Source organism: Nonomuraea sp. NPDC049758 (assembly GCF_040674635.1).
Taxonomy (GTDB): Bacteria; Actinomycetota; Actinomycetes; order Streptosporangiales; family Streptosporangiaceae; genus Nonomuraea.
Window position 1 is genome coordinate 393,181 of record NZ_JBFAMZ010000008.1, and the last position, 17,013, is coordinate 410,193.

A 17,013-nucleotide genomic window follows, 5' to 3' on the forward strand; every position below is an offset into this window, starting at 1 on the left:
ACCGGGACCGCAGCGATCGGGAGCAGGCGCGGCCGGCTCGAAGGGGAAGTCTGCCCTACCTGAATGGGGGAACCCCGGTTCCGAGGCGAGCCGTTGATCGTCAGGACTGCGATATGCCGATATTTCCGGAAAGTGGGTCCCTTGTCGCCGACCGTCTTACGCCTCGCCTGCCTCTCCCTGGCGGCACTCCTCCTCGCCGCGGGCTGCTCCGCCACACCCCCTGCCCCCGAGCAGACCGTCCGGCCCCCACAGGCCTGGAGCGGCGACTCCTCGGCAGGCAGCACGGACGACGCGGATGAGGATCGCGTCGAGGTCTGCGTCAGGAAGGCCACGTCGATCAGGGTCGATCACCAGTTCTGCGACGACAAGGAGAAGGGCTACGCCCGCCGCCTCCTGACCGTTACCGCGAGGATCCCCGCCGTCGGCAAGAAGGTCGGCAAGGGAGTGACCGGCGAGTACACCGGCCTGACGTACCGAGCTCCCAGGAAGGGCGGCAAGGGCGTGACCCACATGATCCTGGACGAGGATGACCGCATCGAGATCTGCGTCCGCGAGGAGACCCGGGTCCGCGCCGCCGACAAGCACTGCGAGAACGACAGATCCGGTTTCGGCTGGTATTACCTCCTGCTGTCCGGCCAGATCCCCGCGGTCGGCAAGAAGGCCGCGAAGGGCTCCTTCTTCTCGAACGAGAACTCCACATGGTTCAGGGCGCGCCCGAGCGGCGGCAAGGGCAGCAAGGCGATCGTCGAGCAAGAGCCCCCGGACGTCACCGACGACGACGGCACCCGTACGCGCTCCTACAGCGGAACCTGCTCGACGACGATCGGCGGCTCCTGCGCGCACGACGACGGCGGTTCGACACCGTCATGGAACCGCCGCTGCACCACCTGCACCAGAAAATCCACCGGCCGCCGCCGCTAGAGCCTGGCCATGGTGGGACAGCGACCGCCACCACGCCGAACCCGGTCGTGCCGGCGCACCTCGTCCTCTGATCGGTTGTGACGGCCGTCCCGTCGATAGGTAGATGACCGGTATATATTGATCACATGAGACAGATGCAGGAGCCGACCTTCCTGATCCTGACCGCGCTGGCTGCCGGTCCACAACACGGATACGGCGTCATCACCGATGTGGAGCGCATCTCCGACGGCCAGGTTCGCCTGCGCGCCGGCACTCTGTACGCCGCTTTCGACCGACTCCAGGAAGAGGGCCTGATCACCGAGGACCGGGAGGAGATCGTCGACGGCCGGGTGCGCCGCTACTACCGGCTGACCGGCGACGGCGTCACGAGGCTGGCGGCGGAGGCCGAGCGGATGCGCAGGCATGCCACGGCGGCCGCCGCACGTCTGCGCGCGATCGGTTCGGGGGGAGCGGCATGAGCCTGCTCGAAGCCCGCTACCGCCGCCTCCTGGCCGCCTACCCGCGAGACCACCGGGCGCGGCATGAGGAAGAGATGATCGGCGTGCTCCTCGCCGGAGCGCGGCCCGGCCAGACCCGTCCTCATCCGGCCGACGCGGCGGACTTACTGTGGGGCGCGCTGCGCGTCCACGGGCGGCGCGCCTTCGGCCCGGCATCCACGCCGGCGTGGCGCGCCGGGCTGGCGCTCGCCGTGGCGCTGTGGCCGTTCCTGATGCTGGCAGGTGAGCTGGCGACAGGGCTGCTTCAGGGGGCCGAAGCCGTGGAGAACGTGGGGGCCGCCACTGTGGAGCGGCCGATCTGGATGCTGTACCTGGCCGAGCCGATCGTCATCGCGGCCCTGCCGGTGCTGGCCGTGCTGCTCGGGCGGCGGTGGATCGCCGTGCTCGCGCTGGTCGCGTTCGTGCTGTACCGGGCCGGCAACCCGCGCCTGCTGGACGTGGACACGCTGCTGTTCCCGAACCATGGCCCCGTCCTGCTGGCCCAGCTCGCGACCGTCGCCATCGCCTTCGCGCCCGCGGCGCATCGCGCGATCACGGCCGTTCCGCGCCGCGCGTTCCTGCTGTGGGGGCCGCTCGCCGTGGTCGGGCTGACCGCCAGCAAGGCCATCGTGCGCTGGGTGGACGTGATCACCCACCAGGACATCGTGAGCTGGAAGCCCGTGCCGTGGCTCGTCGTGGTCGGGCTGGCGGCCGGGTACGCGTGCCGGTCGGCCGTGGGGCGCCGGGCGGCGCTGCTGCTGTTCCTGCCCGCGGCGGCCCTGGGCGATCTCGGGGCCCTGCCATCGGTGCCCACCTTTGCGGCCCTTGCCCAGCTCGGGTGCGCGGCCCTGGCCTTTACCGCCGCGGCTGCCTTGACCCGGCGGCGGAGAAGCCTGAGACGAGCCCCGGCTTCTTGAGGAAGAACCCGCCGCCCAGGCTCGCGCATGCGGTCGAGGTGGACGAGCGTCGCGTGGCAGCCGCCGTCCGGGTGATGCTCCTATGGATGTCAAGCGACGTGTTCCTGATCGTTTGCTGTGATGAGCCCGTAGAGTTCGCGGGCGACATAGCGCTTCAGGCAGCGGATGATCTCTTTCTTGGACAGGCCGTCTTGAGTGCGTCGTTCCATGTAGGCACGGGTGCGTGGGTCCCAGCGCAGGCGACACAGGACGACGCGGTAGAGGGCTGCGTTGGCTTGGCGGTCGCCCCCGCGATTGAGGCGATGGCGGGTGGTCTTGCCGGAGGAGGCGGGGATCGGCGCGACGCCGCACAGCATGGCGAAGGCGGCTTCGCTGTGGATCCGGTCGTGGTTTTCGCCGGCGGTGACCAGGAGCTGCCCGGCGGTGTCGGTGCCCACGCCGTAGGTGGCGGTCAGCCGCGGGTTGATCGCCGCCACCAGGGCGTCCAGGAGTTCGTCGAGGTCGGCGATCTCGGCGGACAGCTGCTGGTGGCGGCGGGCCAGGGACCGCAGCGCGAGCTGGGTGGCGGTGGCAGGGCCGGCGGCGTGGTCGCGGTCAGGGGCCAGGCCGGCGCAGGTGACGATCAGCTTTGTGGTGGTCAGGCCGCGCAGGCTTTGGCGCAGCGCGTCCGGGGCGGTGACGATCAGAGCCTTGATCTGCCGTTGGGTGTCGGCACGCTGGTCAATCGCGCTGCGGCGGGCGATACGCAGGGTGCGCAGCGCCTCGACGCGGCCCTCGCGCTGCTTGGGGGTGCCGGTGCGGTCGCCGGCGAGCGCGGCCTTGGCGGCGGCGATGGCGTCGATCGGGTCTGACTTGCCCTGAAAACGGCGGGCTTTGCGGTCAGGCCGGTCGATCTCGATCACGTCGAGGTGCTCGGCCCGGAGCAGGCGGGTGAGCCCGGCTCCGTAGACGCCGGTGCCCTCGACCCCGACGCGTGTCAGGTGCCCGAAAGCGCGCATCCAGGCCAGCAGGTCGGCGTATCCGGCCGGGGTGGCGGGGAACTGCTCGGTTCCCAGCACTCTGCCGACCGGGTCGATCACGGCTGCGGTGTGGGTGTCTTGGTGGGTGTCCACACCGCCGGCGACTTCGCTGATCGCCGGATTGTCGGGTGTAATGGGGGTCATCGTCGTCCTGTCGTCTTGACCGAGGGGCAGGGCGGCACGCACCGGCCGGGCAAGCGGACAAGACAGTGATGGGGCCTCTGGCCAGGCTCCTATGAAGTCACAGGTGCCGCGTCCGGTGAGTGCAGGTGAGCGCCTCCCAGCCAGGGCTGACAGATCCGGTGGAGGACCCGAGGTCAGTCAGTCGCTGGGTCAAACCCTGGTGGGAAGCGCTCATCTCCATCATCACTGTCAGTCGCCGACCTGGCCGGTCGGCTCGGGGCCGCCGAACCCGGCGAGGAGTTCGCGCAGGAGGTCGGCGAGCTGCTCGCGGCGCTGGAGCGGCAGGTGGCCGACGAGGCGGTCCTCCGCGGTGAGCAGACCGGCGACGACGCGGTCGAGCAGGGCGTGGCCGGCCTCGGTGAGGGTGACCGCGCGGGTGTGGTAGCCCGATCCGGCGGTGGTCCGTTCGACCAGGCCCGCCGTGACGGCCCGCTCCACGCGCTGGGTGATCGCGCCGCGCGTCACCATGCACGCCTCGGCCAGCGCGCCGGGGCTCATCCGGTACGGCGGCCCGGAACGGCGCAGGGTGGACAGCAGGTCCAGCGTCGCGACGTCCACGCCGAGACCGGCGAGCAGGCGGCGGCGCTCGTCGCCGAAGACCTTGGCGGCCCACCAGATGCGGGTGATGACCCCGATCGAGTCCACCGGGACGCCCGGCAGCTCACGCCGCCAGGCGTCCTGGATCGCGTCGGCTCCGTCGCGGGGCAGGTCAGCGGCCACGTTCGGCGCCGCCGTTGACCTGGACGACCTGGGCGGTGACATGACCGCCGCCGGGTGAGGCGAGCCAGTGGACGGTCTCGGCGACGTCTCCTGGCGTGCCGGGGCGGCCGGTGCAGGTCTGGGCGACGAGGGTGGCGCGGCGGTCGTCGTCCAGGGCGCCGCCGAAGAACTCGGTGTCCTCGATGAACCCCGGCGCGACCACGTTCACCGTGATGCCGCGCGGCCCGAGGGCGGCGGCGAGATCGTAGGCGTACGGGTGCAGAGCCGCCTTCATCGGCCCGTACGACGTGCCGCCCGAGCCCCGCAAGGCGGCGATGGAGCTGAGGAACACCACCCGCCCGGCCGGATTGAGCAGGTCGCGCAGCGCCTCGGTGGGCAGCACCGAGGTCAGCACGTTGGCCCGGAAGTTGGCCGTCCACCGCTCGGCGAGGTCGTCGGTGCCGCCGCGCCCCTCGACGTTGCCGCCCGCGTTGTTGACCAGGACGTCGATCGCGCCGAACCGTTCGGCCAGCTCGCCGCGCATCCGTTCGACGTCGGCCGGGTCGCTGAGGTCGGCGGGCAGGGCGAGGGCGCCGAGCTCGGCGGCCGTCTTCTCCAGCACGTCGGCGCGACGGCCGACGATCACCACCTGGTCCCCGTCGGCCACGAAGCGGGCCGCCACCGCCCTGCCGATGCCGGTGCCGCCGCCGCTGACCACGATCGTGCGTGCCATGCTCAATCCTCCTCAAAGTTTAGCCCTAAAGTCAGGCTACCGGTCGCGCGTCCCCGGCGCGCCACCGGCCCCCAACCGTCCCGGCGGCCCGCCGCCGCCGGGGGTATTCCCTACTGCGGTTCGGGGGAGTTCGGGATGGGGAGGTGAGGGCCGCGCTGCCTACATTCGCCGCATGAATCATGTGACTCGCTGGGCAGCGCTCGCTGCCGGAACCGCCCTCTCGCTCGTGGCCGCGCACGGCCGGTGGGAGGTGGCCGGGGCGGCGTGGATCCATCTGATCCTGCTGTTGCGCTTCTCCCGCACGAGCCGGACGCTTCCGGCGCTGGGCGGCATCGCACTCGCCACCGTGGTGTCCACCACGTTCTGGCTCTATGAGAGCGGACTGCCGGTGTTCAGCCCGGTGCTGGCGCTCTCCCTGTTCATGGCGCTGACGGGCGTCGTGCCGTACGTTCTCGACCGTCTCGTCGCGGCGCGCTTACCCGGCGCGTGGGCCACGCTGGTCTTCCCCCTCGGGGTGGTCGGCGTGGAGTACGCGCTCGCGAACGTCAGTCCCGTCGGCAACATCCTGAGCTCGCTGGCCGCCACCCAGCACGACAACCTCCCGCTGCTCCAGCTCGTCTCGGTGACCGGCGGCTACGGAGTCAGCTTCCTCATCGCCTGGTTCGCCGCCGTCTGCAACCACCTCTGGCAGGACGGATTCACCTGGCGGCGGGTGGCGCCCTTCGCCACCGTGCTGACGCTGGTGCTCGTCGGCGGAAGCATGCGCCTGGCGCTCGCGGCGCCGTCCGGCGAGACCGTGCGGGTGGCCGGGGTCAGTCCCGCACGTTCGGTTCTGGAGGCGTCCAACAAGGCCCTGAACGGCTTCCCCTCGCCGGAACAGCTCGCCGGGGCCGATCCCGACACGGTTCGGCGGGCGTTCGCCCCGGTCAACGACTCCCTGCTGACCGCCACCGAACGGGAGGCGAGGGCCGGAGCCAGGATCGTGGTCTGGCCGGAGGCGGGCGGTGCGGCACGCGAGGCCGACAAGCAGCGGCTGATCGACGCGATCGCCGCGGTCGCCGTCCGGACCGGCAGCTATGTGGACGCCGGTTTGATCGTGATCACAGGCGCGCCGCCGTACATGCGCAACGAGACGGTGCTCGTCGATCCGAACGGACGGGCCCGCTGGACGTACGAGAAGGCCCGCCCGGTGCCGGGCATGGACCCGTTCGCCCCCGGGGACGGCAGGGTGCCGACCGCCGGCACCCCGTTCGGCCGCCTGGCCAACGTCATCTGCTTCGACGCCGACTTCCCCGCCCTGATGAGGCAGGCCGCCGACGTGGACCTGATGCTGGTGCCGTCCAACGACTGGTACGGCTTCGGCGCCACGCACACCGAGAAGGCGGCCGTCCGGGCGGTGGAGAACGGTTACTCGCTGATCCGGCAAGCCAGCAACGGCCTGGCCGCGGTCTTCGACCCGCAGGGCCGGACGCTCACCTCGGCCGACTACTTCACCACCAGGCAGCAGACAATGACGGCGTATGTGCCTGTCGCCAGTGATCCGACGATATATGCGCGTATCGGCGATGTGTTCGCCTGGCTCTGTCTCGCGGCGTCGGCCGCCCTCGGGGCCGTGGCCATGCGCACCGGGCGGCTGCCCGTCACCCCACCGCCGGCCGGTCAGGGAGGCTCATGAGCCCGGCCGCCCGTACGGGCCGTGCGGGTCCTGCGGGGTGCTGCGGGCCTGGGAGCGGGCGGCCTGCACGCCGGCCTGGAAGCGGGTGTGGGCGCCGAGCCTGGCCATGAGGTCGGCGATGCGCCGCTGGGCGGTGCGGTAGCCGATGCCGAGCTGGCGGGCGATGGCCTCGTCGGTCAGGCCGGTCAGCAGGAGGGCGATCAGCCGTTCGTCGTCCTGCGGCGCCTCGCGCGAACCGGTCAGCCGCATCGGCAGCGCCCGCGCCCAGATCCCCTCGAACAGCCCGCTCAGCGCCTCCAGCAACCCCGAGGGGTGCACCAGGAGCGCCGCGGAGTCGGGTGACTCGTAGCGCAGCACCAGCAGCGCGAACCGGTCGTCGACCAGATAGAGCTTCATCGGCAGGCTGGGCAGCACCCGCGCCAGCTGGCCCGCGCCGATCATCCCCTCGATCAGCCGCAGCGCGCCCGGCCGGTCGATGAAGTCGCGCTCGTAGATGACCCGGCTGGTGATGCCGCGGTCCAGCAGCTCGCGGTGGGCGGCCACGCTGGCGTGCCGGTCGAAGTACGGCGGCTGGGAGAAGGTCCGTACCTGGTGGCGGGCCGCGCGCTGGAGCTGGAGGAGGCGTTGCCGCACCGCGGCGGCGCCGGTGATCACCTCCACCACCAGCGGCGGCTGCTGCCCGGAGGCGCGCTGCTGGAAGGCGTCGTCCAGGTCGGCGGCGCGCTCCCTGGCTCGCGCGAGCCCCTCTTCGGCGACGGTGAGCAGCGCGTCGAGCGCGACGTCGGGGGCGACGGCGACGTACCGCGCCGGTTCGTCCGGCAGCCGGTCGACCAGGCCCTTGCTCTCCAGCCCGGCCAGCAGCGCGGGCAGGCCGGAGCCGGCGAAGCCCGCGGCGAGCCGGTCGAGGGTGGCCGGCGAGCACTCGACGAGCAGCTCGTAGAGCTCCTCCTCGGCCGGGCCCAGCCCGAGCGCTTCGAGCGTCACCGCAGCCAGCCGCGCAGAACGGCCTGGTAGCCGGCCTGGAACCGGGTCTGCGCGTCGAGCTGGACCATCATCGCCTGGACCCGCCTGCGCACCGTGCGCGCGCTCCAGCCGAGCTGCGCCCCGATGGCCGCGTCGGTCAGCCCGGAGATGAGCAGGGGCAGCAGGTCCTCGTGCGCGTCGGCGGGGCTCCGCTCCTCGGGCAGCCGGGCCTGTCCCTGCCGCACGCCCAGCGGGACGGCGCGCTGCCAGTTCATCTCGAACAGCGCGCCGAGCGCCGCCAGCAGCGTCGGGTCGTGCACCACCAGCGCGGATTCGACCAGGTGCCGGTCGTGCCGCAGCGGCACGATCGCCGTCGGCCGGTCGTTCAGGACGAGCTTCATCGGCACCTCGCCGACCCTGGCCTGCTCGCCGGCGGTGATGTAGTCGGTGACCACCGTCAGCGCCCCGGGCAGCTCCATCGCCTTCCTGTCGTACAGGACGCGGTAGTTCACGCCCCTTGCCAGCAGGTCGAACTCGCGCGCGTTCGCCCCGACCACCCCGGCGTACGGCGGCGCGTCGAACACCCGGATCGAGCGGTGCGTCTCCCGCTGGAGCTGCTCGAAGCGGTCGTTCACCGCCTGCCTGCCGATCACCACCTCGACCAGCCCGGCGGCGTCGCGCTCGGTGCCCGCCCGGTGGAAGGCGGCGCTGAGCCCGGCGATGCGGCCCCGGGCGGCGGTCAGCGCCCTGGCCCTGGCGCTGATCAGCGCGTCGAGGCCCATGCTCGGGGCGACCGCGGCGTACCTGGGCGGATCCTCCGGCAGCCGGGTGACCAGGCCGAGTTCCTGGAGCCTCGCGCAGAGCGCGGCCTGCGGGCCGGCCAGCCGCTCAAGGTCGGCGGCGGTGATCGGCGAGACCTCGATCAGCGTCTGGTACAGCGCCTCTTCGGCCGTCGACAGGCCCAGGGATTCGAGCATGCGCCCATCGTGTCCTCTTCCCGCCAACGGCGTGAAGAGGACGAAAGGTCATCTTTCCGGATATGGCGCGGAATGGGAGGTTTTGTGTGCTCGATCATGAACTACTCCGAGGAGAACCATGGCTCGCCGCCCGCTCGCCGGGCTGACCGCGTTGGGGTTGGTCCTGTCCATGGGGATGGCCACGCCCTCCCCTTCACCCGAGTCCGCCGACACCCCGGCCCCCGCCCCGGGCGCCTTACCCGCCGCCACCCGGCTCACCCTGATCACCGGCGACGTGGTGACGTACGGCAAGGCCGCCGACGGCACCCCGCGCGCCGACGTGAAACCGGCCAGGCGCGCCGGAGGAGCGCCGGTGTCCTTCGTGACCCTGCGCAAGGGCGGCTCCTTCTACGTCTTCCCCTCCGACGCGCTGGCCCCGGTGGCCTCGGGCCAGGTGGACAAGGGCCTGTTCGACGTGGCGTACCTGGCCGCCAACGGTTACACCGACGCCGAACGCCCGACCCTGCCGGTCATCGTCCAGTACGGCGCCGCCAAGCAGGCCGCCGCGACGCTGTCGGCACGGGCCGACGCGCTCCCGGCCACCGCCTCGCCCGTCGCCCTGGCCAGCGTGGGAGGCGCCGCCGTCAAGGTGGACAAGAAGGCGGCACGCGAGTTCTGGACCGCGGCCGCCGCGTCCCCCACCGCGTCCCCCTCTGCGCGCGCGACCACGCCGACGGCGATCTGGCTCGACCGCAAGATGAAGGCCGTACTCGACAAGAGCGTGCCGCAGATCGGCGCGCCGCAGGCCTGGGCCGCCGGCTACAAGGGCAAGGGCGTCAAGGTCGCCGTGCTCGACACCGGCGTCGATCCCGACCACCCCGACCTGGCCGGCCGGATCGGGGCGACGGCCAACTTCACCGACGATCCCGACGCCCGCGACGGCCACGGCCACGGCACCCACGTCGCCTCCACGATCGCCGGCTCCGGCCGGTACACGGGCGTGGCGCCCGAGGCCACGCTCCTGGTGGGCAAGGTGCTCAGCTCGTCGGGCACGGGCACCTCGTCGCAGGTCATCGCGGGCATGCAGTGGGCCGCCGCGCAGGCCAAGGTGGTCTCGATCAGCATCGGCGGCGAGTACGAGGACCAGAACGGCCCCATCAACCAGGCGGTGAACACGCTCAGCGCCGAGACGGGCGCGCTGTTCGTCGTGGCCGCCGGCAATGACGGCGGCAGCCGTACCGTCAACGCGCCGGGATCCGCGGCGGCGGCGCTGACGGTCGGCGCGGTGGACCGTGAGGAGAGACTGGCCCCCTTCTCCAGCAGAGGCCCGGCCCCGTTCGACTACGGGCTCAAGCCCGACGTGGTCGCGCCCGGCGTCGGCATCGTCGCGGCCCGCGCGCGGGGGACGTCGATGGGCTCGCCCGTGGACGAACTCCACACCGCCGCCTCCGGCACCTCGATGGCGACCCCGCACGTGTCGGGCGCGGCGGCCATCCTCGCCGGGCAACACCCCGACTGGACGGGCCCGCAGCTCAAGGCGGCGCTCACCGGCACCGCCAAGGACGACGGCCTGACCGCCTACCAGCAGGGCGCCGGGCGCATCGACGTGGCCAGAGCGGTCACCCAGCGGGTACGCGGCTCGGGCAACCTCGACTTCGGCTTCCTGCCCTCCCCGCAGAGCGGCCCGGTCACCAAGAAGATCACCTACACCAACGACGGCGACCAGCCGGTGACGCTGACCCTGCGGGCGAGCATCGCGGCGCACCGCGGCACCGCCCCCGAGCAGGCGCTCAAGCTGGACCGCGACACGGTGACCGTCCCCGCCCACGGCGCCGCGGACGTGACCGTCGCCTTCGACCCGTCAGGACCGGCCACCTGGTACGCGGGTGCGGTGGCGGCCACCGGCGGCGACGTGGTCGTGCGGACGGCCGTGGGCGCGTTCGTCGAGCCGCGCAGGGTCAGGCTCAGGACCGAACTGATCATGCCGGACGGCGCGGCCGACGCGGTCTCCGTCCCGTGGCTGTTCCTGCGTACCGACGACCGCGACGACCTGGACTCCTTCTACCAGACGGCCGAGGGCGAGGCGAGCGTCTACCCGGGCACGTTCAGCGTCAACACCATCGCCGCCTGGCGGGGTGAGGACGGCGAGTGGCAGCAGTCGCTGCCGACCGCGCCCGAGGTCAAGGTGGACCGGGACACCACGGTCACCCTCGACCTGCGCAAGGCCCGCGAGGTCCGCCTGGACACCCCCCGCACGACCGAGACCTACCTGTCCCACTACGCCCTGCGGCGCACCACCGCGAACGGCGTCGTGGCCGACTTCCTCTCCTCCTACCCGGCGTACGGGCTGCACCACTACTGGATGCTGCCCACCGAACCGGTCAAGCAGGGGGCCCTCGACCTCACCGGCCAGTTCTGGCAGGGCGCGCCGCTCGTCACGATGAAGGCCGCCGGACGCACGCTCGCCCCCCGCTACGCGGGCGTCACCCCCGACCTCCCCAAGCTGACCGGCAAGCAGACCCTCTCGCTGGTGGACGTGGGCCACGGCACCGACCTGTCCGGCCTGGACGTACGGGGCAAGCTCGCGCTGCTCGACCTGGGCGACCTCTGCCCGGACACGACCTGCTCCGGCGACGGGCTCGACCGCGTGCAGGCCCTGGCGGCCGCCGGCGCGGTGGGCGTGCTCGGCTACGGCGCGTCGGGACGGGCCTTCCTCGACCCGACCGGAAGCTGGGCCTTCTACCCGATCCCGACCATGAGCCTGCCCGCCGACCAGGGCAGGGCGCTGGCCCGCAAGCCGGTGGACGTCAAGGTCGAGGGCAGCCCGGCCACGCCGTACATGTACTCGCTGTTCTTCCCCGAGCGCGGCCGCATCCCCGCGGGCCTCGACTACCGGGTGACCAGGAAGAACCTCCAGGAGATCGACGACCGCTTCCACTCCGACCGCCCCGGCGCCGTACGCATGAGCTGGACCCCCGTGCTGATCAACGGCTCCGAACCGTTCGCCGCGTGGGGTCTCGGCGGCGCCTGGCAGGCACGGACCACCGTGACCGAGTACGTCGGGCCGGTCTCGCCCGACGTGACCTGGCAGCGCGAGGTCAGGATGCGGTACGACGAGGGCGACCTGTCCAGGACCGGCTACAACACGGTCGCGCTCGACGTCTTCACCAGGGCGGGACGCCGGACCGAGCGGTGGGGCATGCAGCCCAGGGTCCCCGGCGGCCCGCGCGACGGCGACCGCGTGATCGACTCGGGCACGGCCACCTGTTTCGCGTGCCGTACCGGCGACCTGTTCACGTCGGCGGTGCCCGTCATGGGCCCCGAACCCAACCACCAGGAGCCCTTCACCTGGAGTGCCAATTTCCAGGCGTGGGCCGGCGGCAAGGACGAGCTGCACCTCTACCGCGACGGCCGGGAGGTGCCCCTGGAGGAGAAGATCGGTGCGCTCGGGCCCGTCGCGATCAAGTTGCCGACCTTCACCCTTCCGCCCGATGAGGGCGAATACCGGCTCACCGACACCTTCCACACCCCGCAGCCGGGACAGCGGTTCGCGACCGACGTCGAAACGGCCTGGACGTTCCGCTCCAAGCGCCCCGAATCCGGGATGAAGGACCTCACCGACGGCCTGTGCGCGGGCTGGCTCGTCACCCAGGTCCTGGCTCCCTGCGCGCCGGTACGCCGGCTCAACCTCAGCTACGACCTGGACCTCGACCTGGACAACCAGGCCGCGGCCGGGGCCACCCGCCGCATCACCGTCACCGGCTACAACGGCTCCTTCGGGCAGCCCGACGCCAAGCTGACCGCGCTCCGGCTCTCGGCCACCTTCGACGGCGGCGCCCACTGGGTGCCCGTCCGCATGTCGGCCTCCGGGGACCGCGCCTTCACCGGCACCATCACCCATCCGCCCCTGTCCCGGACCGACGGCGCCGTCGGCCTCCGCGCCCAGGCCACCGACCAGGAGGGCAACACCGTGGACCAGACGATCCACAAGGCCTACGGACTGAAACAACCCTGACGAGCCGTCGCCGGATCCGGGGCGTTGTGGGCGCGACGGTAGGCCAGTGGTGACAGGCCCAGGTACGTGTGGAAGTGCTTGCGCAGGGCGACGGGGTCGCCGAAACCGCAGGCGGTGGCGATCCGCGCGACGCTCAGGTCGGTGGACTCCAGCAGCAGCCGCGCGTGCGCCAGCCGCCGCTGGGCCAGCCACTTCTGCGGGCTGCTGCCCACCTCGCCGCGGAACCGCCGGGTGAAGGTGCGCACGCTCATGTGCGCGTGCCGGGCCATGTCCTCCAGCGTGACCGGCTCGGCCAGCCGGTCCAGCGCCCATTGCCGGTCGCCGAGGTGGAACGGCCGGTGTCCTGCGGAACCGGATGCTCGATAACTGCGCCTGCCCGCCTTCGCGCCACGGCGCCACCACGCAGTGCCGGGCGGCGGTCGAGGCCACCGCCGCCCCGTGGTCCAGCCGGACCAGGTGCAGGCACAGGTCGATGCCGGCCGCTCCGCCGGCGGAGGTGAGGCGTGGTGGCGCGCCGGCCGTCCAGCAGACCGGCCGCCGCGAGCAGGAAGGCCGAGGTGCACAGGCTGACGATGCGGGTCCGCGGCCCTATCCGGTCGAGCGCCGCGGCGAGCTCTCCGGACAGCGCGCCGTGCGGGTGCACGCCGCCGGCGGGAACCCGGTGGACTGGAAGACCCGCGAGGGGCGTGGCCTGGCGGGGCTGCAGGCGTTGCCGCTGATCCTGGGCTGGGACGTCTCCGGCGTCGTCGAAGAGGTCGGCTTCGGCGTCACCACGCTCGCCCCCGGCGACGAGGTGTACGCCATGCCGTGGTTCCCGCGCGCCGCCGGCGGCTACGCCGAGTACGTGACCGCACCGGCCCGCCAGTGGGCCCGCAAGCCGTCCACCCTCGACCACGCGCACGCGGCCGCCGTGCCGCCGGCGGCGCTGACCGCCTGGCAGGCTTTGGCCGACGCCGCCCACGTGCGGGCCGGCGAGCGCGTGCTGATCACGGCCGCCGCCGGCGGGGTCGGTCACTTCGCGGTCCAGTTCGCCCGGCACCTGGGCGCCCATGTGATCGCCACCGCCCGCGCCGCCCGCCACCCCTGGCTCAAGGCCGTCCCGGTGGCCTGCTGGTCGCCCTCACGGCCGGTGTGTCCCCGGAGCTGGCCCGGGCCGTCGAGGCGGCCGGCGTGCGCGTCACTCCGTACCTGGTCGAGCCGGACGCCGCGGCGCTGACCACGATCGCCGGCCTGATCGACGCCGGGGAGGTCGCCGTCGAGGTGGCGGAGACCTCCCCGCACGGTCAGCCGACCGCGTAGGCGCGGGTCACCGTCTGGGTGACGCCGTCACCGGCGGTGTCCTTGGCCGTCGCGCGCAGGGAGACGAACCCCGGCGAGCCCGGGTTGGCGACGGTCGCCGTCCAGCCGGAGTCGGCTGCCCGGGTCCTGACGGGCTGCCAGGTGACGCCGTCGTCGGTGGAGAACTCCAGCTGAACCGTGCGCACCGCGGCGCCGCGGGCGCCGGGATTGCGTTCGATCCAGATCGACAACGGGGTTCGCGACCCGGGTCTGGCCCGGTTCGCGGTGTCGAGGCCCTTGGGCGCGTACCTGATCGCCATCAGTGGCAGGGCCGTGGCCTGCGTCGTACGGGCCGAGCGGAACGTCCAGACGGCGTCGACACCTGTGGACAGGGTGTTCACGGGCGTGTCCCGGCGCGAGGACGCGGCGAGGGTGTAGGTGCCGGCGTCCTGCGGCAGCGTCGCGGACAGCGCGCACTGGCCGCTGTCGCCCGGCGCGCATCCGGCGATGCCGCTCGTGGCGATCTGCCTGCCGTCGCGGGAGAGGGTCAGGGTGCCGGTGGCGGTGGCGTCCATGCCGGTCAGCCCCGCGACGCCGTCGGTGTAGAGCCGGCCCGCGAAGAACTGGAGCGTGTCTCCGGTACGGCTGCCGCCGGGCGTGGCGAACGACGGGCCCGCGACCGCCGCGTTCCAGACCTCGGAGAAGGCGCGCTCGCGCACCGGACTCGTGCCGATCTGCCGGGAACCGCCCGTCTGGAACTCCGAGGACCAGGCGAGCCCGGGGCTGCGGTAGTGCGTCATGGCGGAGGGCAGCGGGATGTCCTTGGTGGGCAGGGTGAGTGCCCCGATGCCGGCCGGGTCCAGCGGTCCCGTCCACATGGTGCCGGTGCCGGCCGCGCCCGAGGCCCGGAACGTCTCGGACGCCTTGACCAGGTCCCTGGTCCGCGCGGAATAGGTGGGTTCGTCCGGGATGCCGCCCGTGCGGCGGTCGACGAGGTCGTAACGGTACGGGCTGGGCGCGGCGTCCTTCTTGTGCCAGACGGTCCAGGACTCGTAGGTCAGCCCGGGTTGCCGGACGGGAATGACGTAGTAGCCCTCATTGGGGTCCGGACCGGAGGCGTACCAGCCGTACTGCCATGGACCGTTGGCGAGGTAGAGGCCGAACCACGGGTCGGCCGCGGCGGTGGGGTCGTCCACGGCGAACCGGACCTGCTTGCCCTCGCGCGCGTCGACCGTGACGCCCAGGTCGTCGTCGGCGACCGTGAGCGGCCGGTGCCCGACCGTCAGGACGACGGGGTCGAAGTCGTAGATCTCGCTGTAGAGGTTCCAGGCGCCCTTCGGGAGCCGTACCTTCGCCACCCCGTCGCGGAAGTTGAGGATCCGCTGCGCACCGCTCGCCTGGTCGTAGACCATTCCGAACACCACGCCGGGCGCAGCGCCCGACCTGGCGACCGTGGTGACGGTGACGTCGTGGGACTCCGGCTCCACGTACGCGCCCGCCGGCGTACGCAGGATCGTGTCGCCGGAGGTGGCGGTGAGCACGCCCGGGTAGTCGCCGGCGGGCTTGCCGGTGACGTCGAGGGTGAGGGTGAGGGACGCCTGCCCGTGCGCCGGGACCTCCAGCTTGTCCTGCGGCAGCTTCAGCACATCGGTGTCGGCCGTGAGGTTCAGGGTGACGGGGGCGTCCCCGTCGTTGGTGTAGGTGATCGTCCGGGTGGCCCGGTCGCCGCCGGTGTGCTGCCACGGGAAGGCGGCCCAGACGGTGGCGGGAGCGGCGACCACCGGCTGCGCCAGGGCGCGGGGCACGTCCACCCGTCCGGCGCCCTGCTCGTAGAGGCCGGTGCCGTCGGTGGGCTTGGCGCTGTCGACCAGCGCGGCCTTGAGCTGCTGCCCGGTCCAGCCGGGGTGTCGCTGGGCGAGGATCGCCGCCGCGCCGCTCACGTGCGGCGCGGCCATGGAGGTCCCGCTGTGCGCCACGTGCGGCCCGTCGGCGGTGCCCTCGGCCGCGGCGGCGACGATGTCCACGCCGGGAGCGGTGATCTCGGGCTTGATCGCGTGATCGCCCGTTCTGGGGCCCCGGTTGGAGAACGTGGCTACCCGGTCCGACCGGTCGACGGCGCCCACGGAGAGCGCGGCGTCCGCGGTGGACGGGCTCGACACGGACCCTTCGCCGCCGCCGTTGCCGGCCGCCACCACGAAGAGCGTGCCCGTCCGTTCCGACAGGGTGTTCACGGCCTGCTCGACGGGATTGTCGCCGGGCTCGTCCACCGTGCCGAGGCTCATGTTGACGACCTTGGCGCGGACCTCGGTGGCGGCCCACTCCATGCCCGCCAGCAACGCCGAGTCGGAGATGCCGTCCACGCCGCCCACCTTCCCCACGGCGATGCGGGCCCCCGGCGCGACGCCTCGGTACTTCTCCCCTGCTCCGGCGACGATCGAGGAGACATGCGTGCCGTGGCCGACGCGGTCGGTCATGTCCGGCTCGTCGGAGAAGTTGCGCTCCTGGGTGACGACGCCCTTGAGATCGGGATGACCGGCGTCGTAGCCGCTGTCGAGCACGGCCACCGTGACGCCCTGGCCGGTGAACCCCTGCTTCCACGCCTCGGGCGCGCCGATCTGCGCGGTGCTGCGGTCCAGCGTGAAGGACCGGCGCCCGTCGAGCCAGATCTTGCCCTTCCCCGCGGCCAGCGTACGAGCCCCGCTCACCAGGTCCCGCCACGTCCGCGCGGCGGTGCTCTTCGGCACCCGCACCGCCGCCACGCCGAGGTCGTCGAGCTTGCGGGTCAGGCGGGCGCCGTTCAGCGTCGGGGCCGGCTGCTCCCCCAGGGTCTGGCTGATCAGCGGGATCTCGTCCGTGTCGGCGTCGCCGTACTTCCACGCCAGAAGCCGGGTCACGTCGAAGAGCCGATCGTCGAGCAACCCCTTGCTGAGCAGCGGGAACGCGTCCGAGGGGATCACGTGGAGGTGTCCGTCGCGAAATTGCGTCGAGAAGCGGACCCGCCGTCCAGGGGCGCTCTCCACCCGGTGGCCCCGGCCGCTGACCGTCACCTTGTCCCCGGTCAGGAGCGTCACGCTACCGGCCACGACCGGGCCGGTTCCTGCCGGGGCCGCGGCAGCGGAGGATTCCTGAGCCGTGACGGCTGCCAAGGAACCGGCCAGTACGGCGGCCACTAATCCTG

14 protein-coding genes are annotated in these 17,013 nt (G+C 72.6%); 7 read left to right on the top strand and 7 right to left on the bottom strand.

The genetic code is table 11. From position 1 onward, the window contains the following. Positions 1 to 141 precede the first annotated feature (141 nt). The 3 genes from AB0J46_RS23665 to AB0J46_RS23675 all read left to right on the top strand — a co-directional run bounded on the left by AB0J46_RS23665 (position 142) and on the right by AB0J46_RS23675 (position 2,314). Entirely contained in the window at positions 142 to 921 is a 780-nt protein-coding gene (locus tag AB0J46_RS23665; RefSeq protein WP_364335404.1) for a hypothetical protein, read from the top strand. A 125-nt stretch (positions 922 to 1,046) separates the two neighbouring features. Beyond that, the gene (locus AB0J46_RS23670) at positions 1,047 to 1,379 is read left to right on the top strand and encodes a helix-turn-helix transcriptional regulator (RefSeq protein ID WP_364335406.1); all 333 of its coding nucleotides are present in this window, start codon (positions 1,047 to 1,049) and stop codon (positions 1,377 to 1,379) included. Further along, complete coding sequence (locus AB0J46_RS23675) at positions 1,376 to 2,314, top strand: hypothetical protein (protein ID WP_364335408.1); 939 nt, start codon at positions 1,376 to 1,378, stop codon at positions 2,312 to 2,314. The genes AB0J46_RS23670 and AB0J46_RS23675 overlap by 4 nt, the downstream gene beginning before the upstream one ends. A gap of 89 nt (positions 2,315 to 2,403) precedes the next feature. Here AB0J46_RS23675 and AB0J46_RS23680 read toward each other — a convergent pair whose 3' ends face one another. The 3 genes from AB0J46_RS23680 to AB0J46_RS23690 form a co-directional block, all read right to left on the bottom strand. Then, entirely contained in the window at positions 2,404 to 3,477 is a 1,074-nt protein-coding gene (locus tag AB0J46_RS23680; RefSeq protein ID WP_364335410.1) for an IS110 family transposase, read from the bottom strand. Between the two features lie 228 nt (positions 3,478 to 3,705). Next, a complete protein-coding gene (locus AB0J46_RS23685) occupies positions 3,706 to 4,236 on the bottom strand; it encodes a MarR family winged helix-turn-helix transcriptional regulator (protein WP_364335412.1) in 531 nt (176 codons plus the stop codon). Beyond that, on the bottom strand, positions 4,226 to 4,948 hold the full coding sequence (locus AB0J46_RS23690) for an SDR family oxidoreductase (RefSeq protein WP_364335414.1): 723 nt from the start codon (positions 4,946 to 4,948) through the stop codon (positions 4,226 to 4,228). Before AB0J46_RS23690 ends, AB0J46_RS23685 begins: the two co-directional genes overlap by 11 nt. Before the next feature lie 172 nt (positions 4,949 to 5,120). Here AB0J46_RS23690 and AB0J46_RS23695 point away from each other — a divergent pair, with 172 nt between their 5' ends. Next, positions 5,121 to 6,623 (top strand): nitrilase-related carbon-nitrogen hydrolase, encoded by a 1,503-nt coding sequence (locus AB0J46_RS23695; RefSeq protein ID WP_364335416.1) that lies wholly within the window; start codon positions 5,121 to 5,123, stop codon positions 6,621 to 6,623. On the opposite strand, the gene AB0J46_RS23700 is transcribed toward AB0J46_RS23695, so the two are convergent. Continuing rightward, entirely contained in the window at positions 6,618 to 7,607 is a 990-nt protein-coding gene (locus AB0J46_RS23700) for a transcriptional regulator (protein ID WP_364335417.1), read from the bottom strand. The two genes, AB0J46_RS23695 and AB0J46_RS23700, sit on opposite strands and share 6 nt — an antisense overlap. After that, positions 7,604 to 8,563 carry a transcriptional regulator gene (locus AB0J46_RS23705; protein WP_364335419.1) on the bottom strand — a complete coding sequence of 320 codons (960 nt, stop codon included), beginning with the start codon at positions 8,561 to 8,563 and terminating at the stop codon, positions 7,604 to 7,606. Before AB0J46_RS23705 ends, AB0J46_RS23700 begins: the two co-directional genes overlap by 4 nt. A 118-nt stretch (positions 8,564 to 8,681) precedes the next feature. On the opposite strand from AB0J46_RS23705, the gene AB0J46_RS23710 reads away from it, so the two are divergent. Beyond that, positions 8,682 to 12,557: a S8 family serine peptidase gene (locus AB0J46_RS23710; protein ID WP_364335421.1), complete on the top strand. Its 3,876-nt coding sequence runs from the start codon at positions 8,682 to 8,684 to the stop codon at positions 12,555 to 12,557. Here AB0J46_RS23710 and AB0J46_RS23715 read toward each other — a convergent pair. Further along, positions 12,536 to 12,826: a helix-turn-helix domain-containing protein gene (locus tag AB0J46_RS23715; protein WP_364335423.1), complete on the bottom strand. Its 291-nt coding sequence runs from the start codon at positions 12,824 to 12,826 to the stop codon at positions 12,536 to 12,538. The genes AB0J46_RS23710 and AB0J46_RS23715 overlap by 22 nt on opposite strands. 227 nt (positions 12,827 to 13,053) lie before the next feature. Here AB0J46_RS23715 and AB0J46_RS23720 point away from each other — a divergent pair, with 227 nt between their 5' ends. Both AB0J46_RS23720 and AB0J46_RS23725 read left to right on the top strand, forming a co-directional pair. Continuing rightward, entirely contained in the window at positions 13,054 to 13,773 is a 720-nt protein-coding gene (locus AB0J46_RS23720; protein ID WP_364335425.1) for an NADP-dependent oxidoreductase, read from the top strand. Further along, the gene (locus tag AB0J46_RS23725; RefSeq protein WP_364335427.1) at positions 13,728 to 13,856 is read left to right on the top strand and encodes a hypothetical protein; all 129 of its coding nucleotides are present in this window, start codon (positions 13,728 to 13,730) and stop codon (positions 13,854 to 13,856) included. The genes AB0J46_RS23720 and AB0J46_RS23725 overlap by 46 nt, the downstream gene beginning before the upstream one ends. Here the strand turns inward: AB0J46_RS23725 and AB0J46_RS23730 are convergent. Then, complete coding sequence (locus AB0J46_RS23730; RefSeq protein ID WP_364335429.1) at positions 13,841 to 16,918, bottom strand: S8 family serine peptidase; 3,078 nt, start codon at positions 16,916 to 16,918, stop codon at positions 13,841 to 13,843. The two genes, AB0J46_RS23725 and AB0J46_RS23730, sit on opposite strands and share 16 nt — an antisense overlap. Positions 16,919 to 17,013: the final 95 nt, after the last annotated feature.

Excerpts from the sequence above, each read along its gene's own strand:
- AB0J46_RS23680 (WP_364335410.1), bottom strand. The coding sequence starts at position 3,477 with ATGACCCCCATTACACCCGACAATCCGGCGATCAGCGAAGTCGCCGGC.
- AB0J46_RS23695 (WP_364335416.1), top strand. The coding sequence starts at position 5,121 with ATGAATCATGTGACTCGCTGGGCAGCGCTCGCTGCCGGAACCGCCCTC.
- AB0J46_RS23670 (WP_364335406.1), top strand. The coding sequence starts at position 1,047 with ATGAGACAGATGCAGGAGCCGACCTTCCTGATCCTGACCGCGCTGGCT.
- AB0J46_RS23675 (WP_364335408.1), top strand. The coding sequence starts at position 1,376 with ATGAGCCTGCTCGAAGCCCGCTACCGCCGCCTCCTGGCCGCCTACCCG.
- AB0J46_RS23710 (WP_364335421.1), top strand. The coding sequence starts at position 8,682 with ATGGCTCGCCGCCCGCTCGCCGGGCTGACCGCGTTGGGGTTGGTCCTG.
- AB0J46_RS23705 (WP_364335419.1), bottom strand. The coding sequence starts at position 8,563 with ATGCTCGAATCCCTGGGCCTGTCGACGGCCGAAGAGGCGCTGTACCAG.
- AB0J46_RS23715 (WP_364335423.1), bottom strand. The coding sequence starts at position 12,826 with ATGGCCCGGCACGCGCACATGAGCGTGCGCACCTTCACCCGGCGGTTC.
- AB0J46_RS23690 (WP_364335414.1), bottom strand. The coding sequence starts at position 4,948 with ATGGCACGCACGATCGTGGTCAGCGGCGGCGGCACCGGCATCGGCAGG.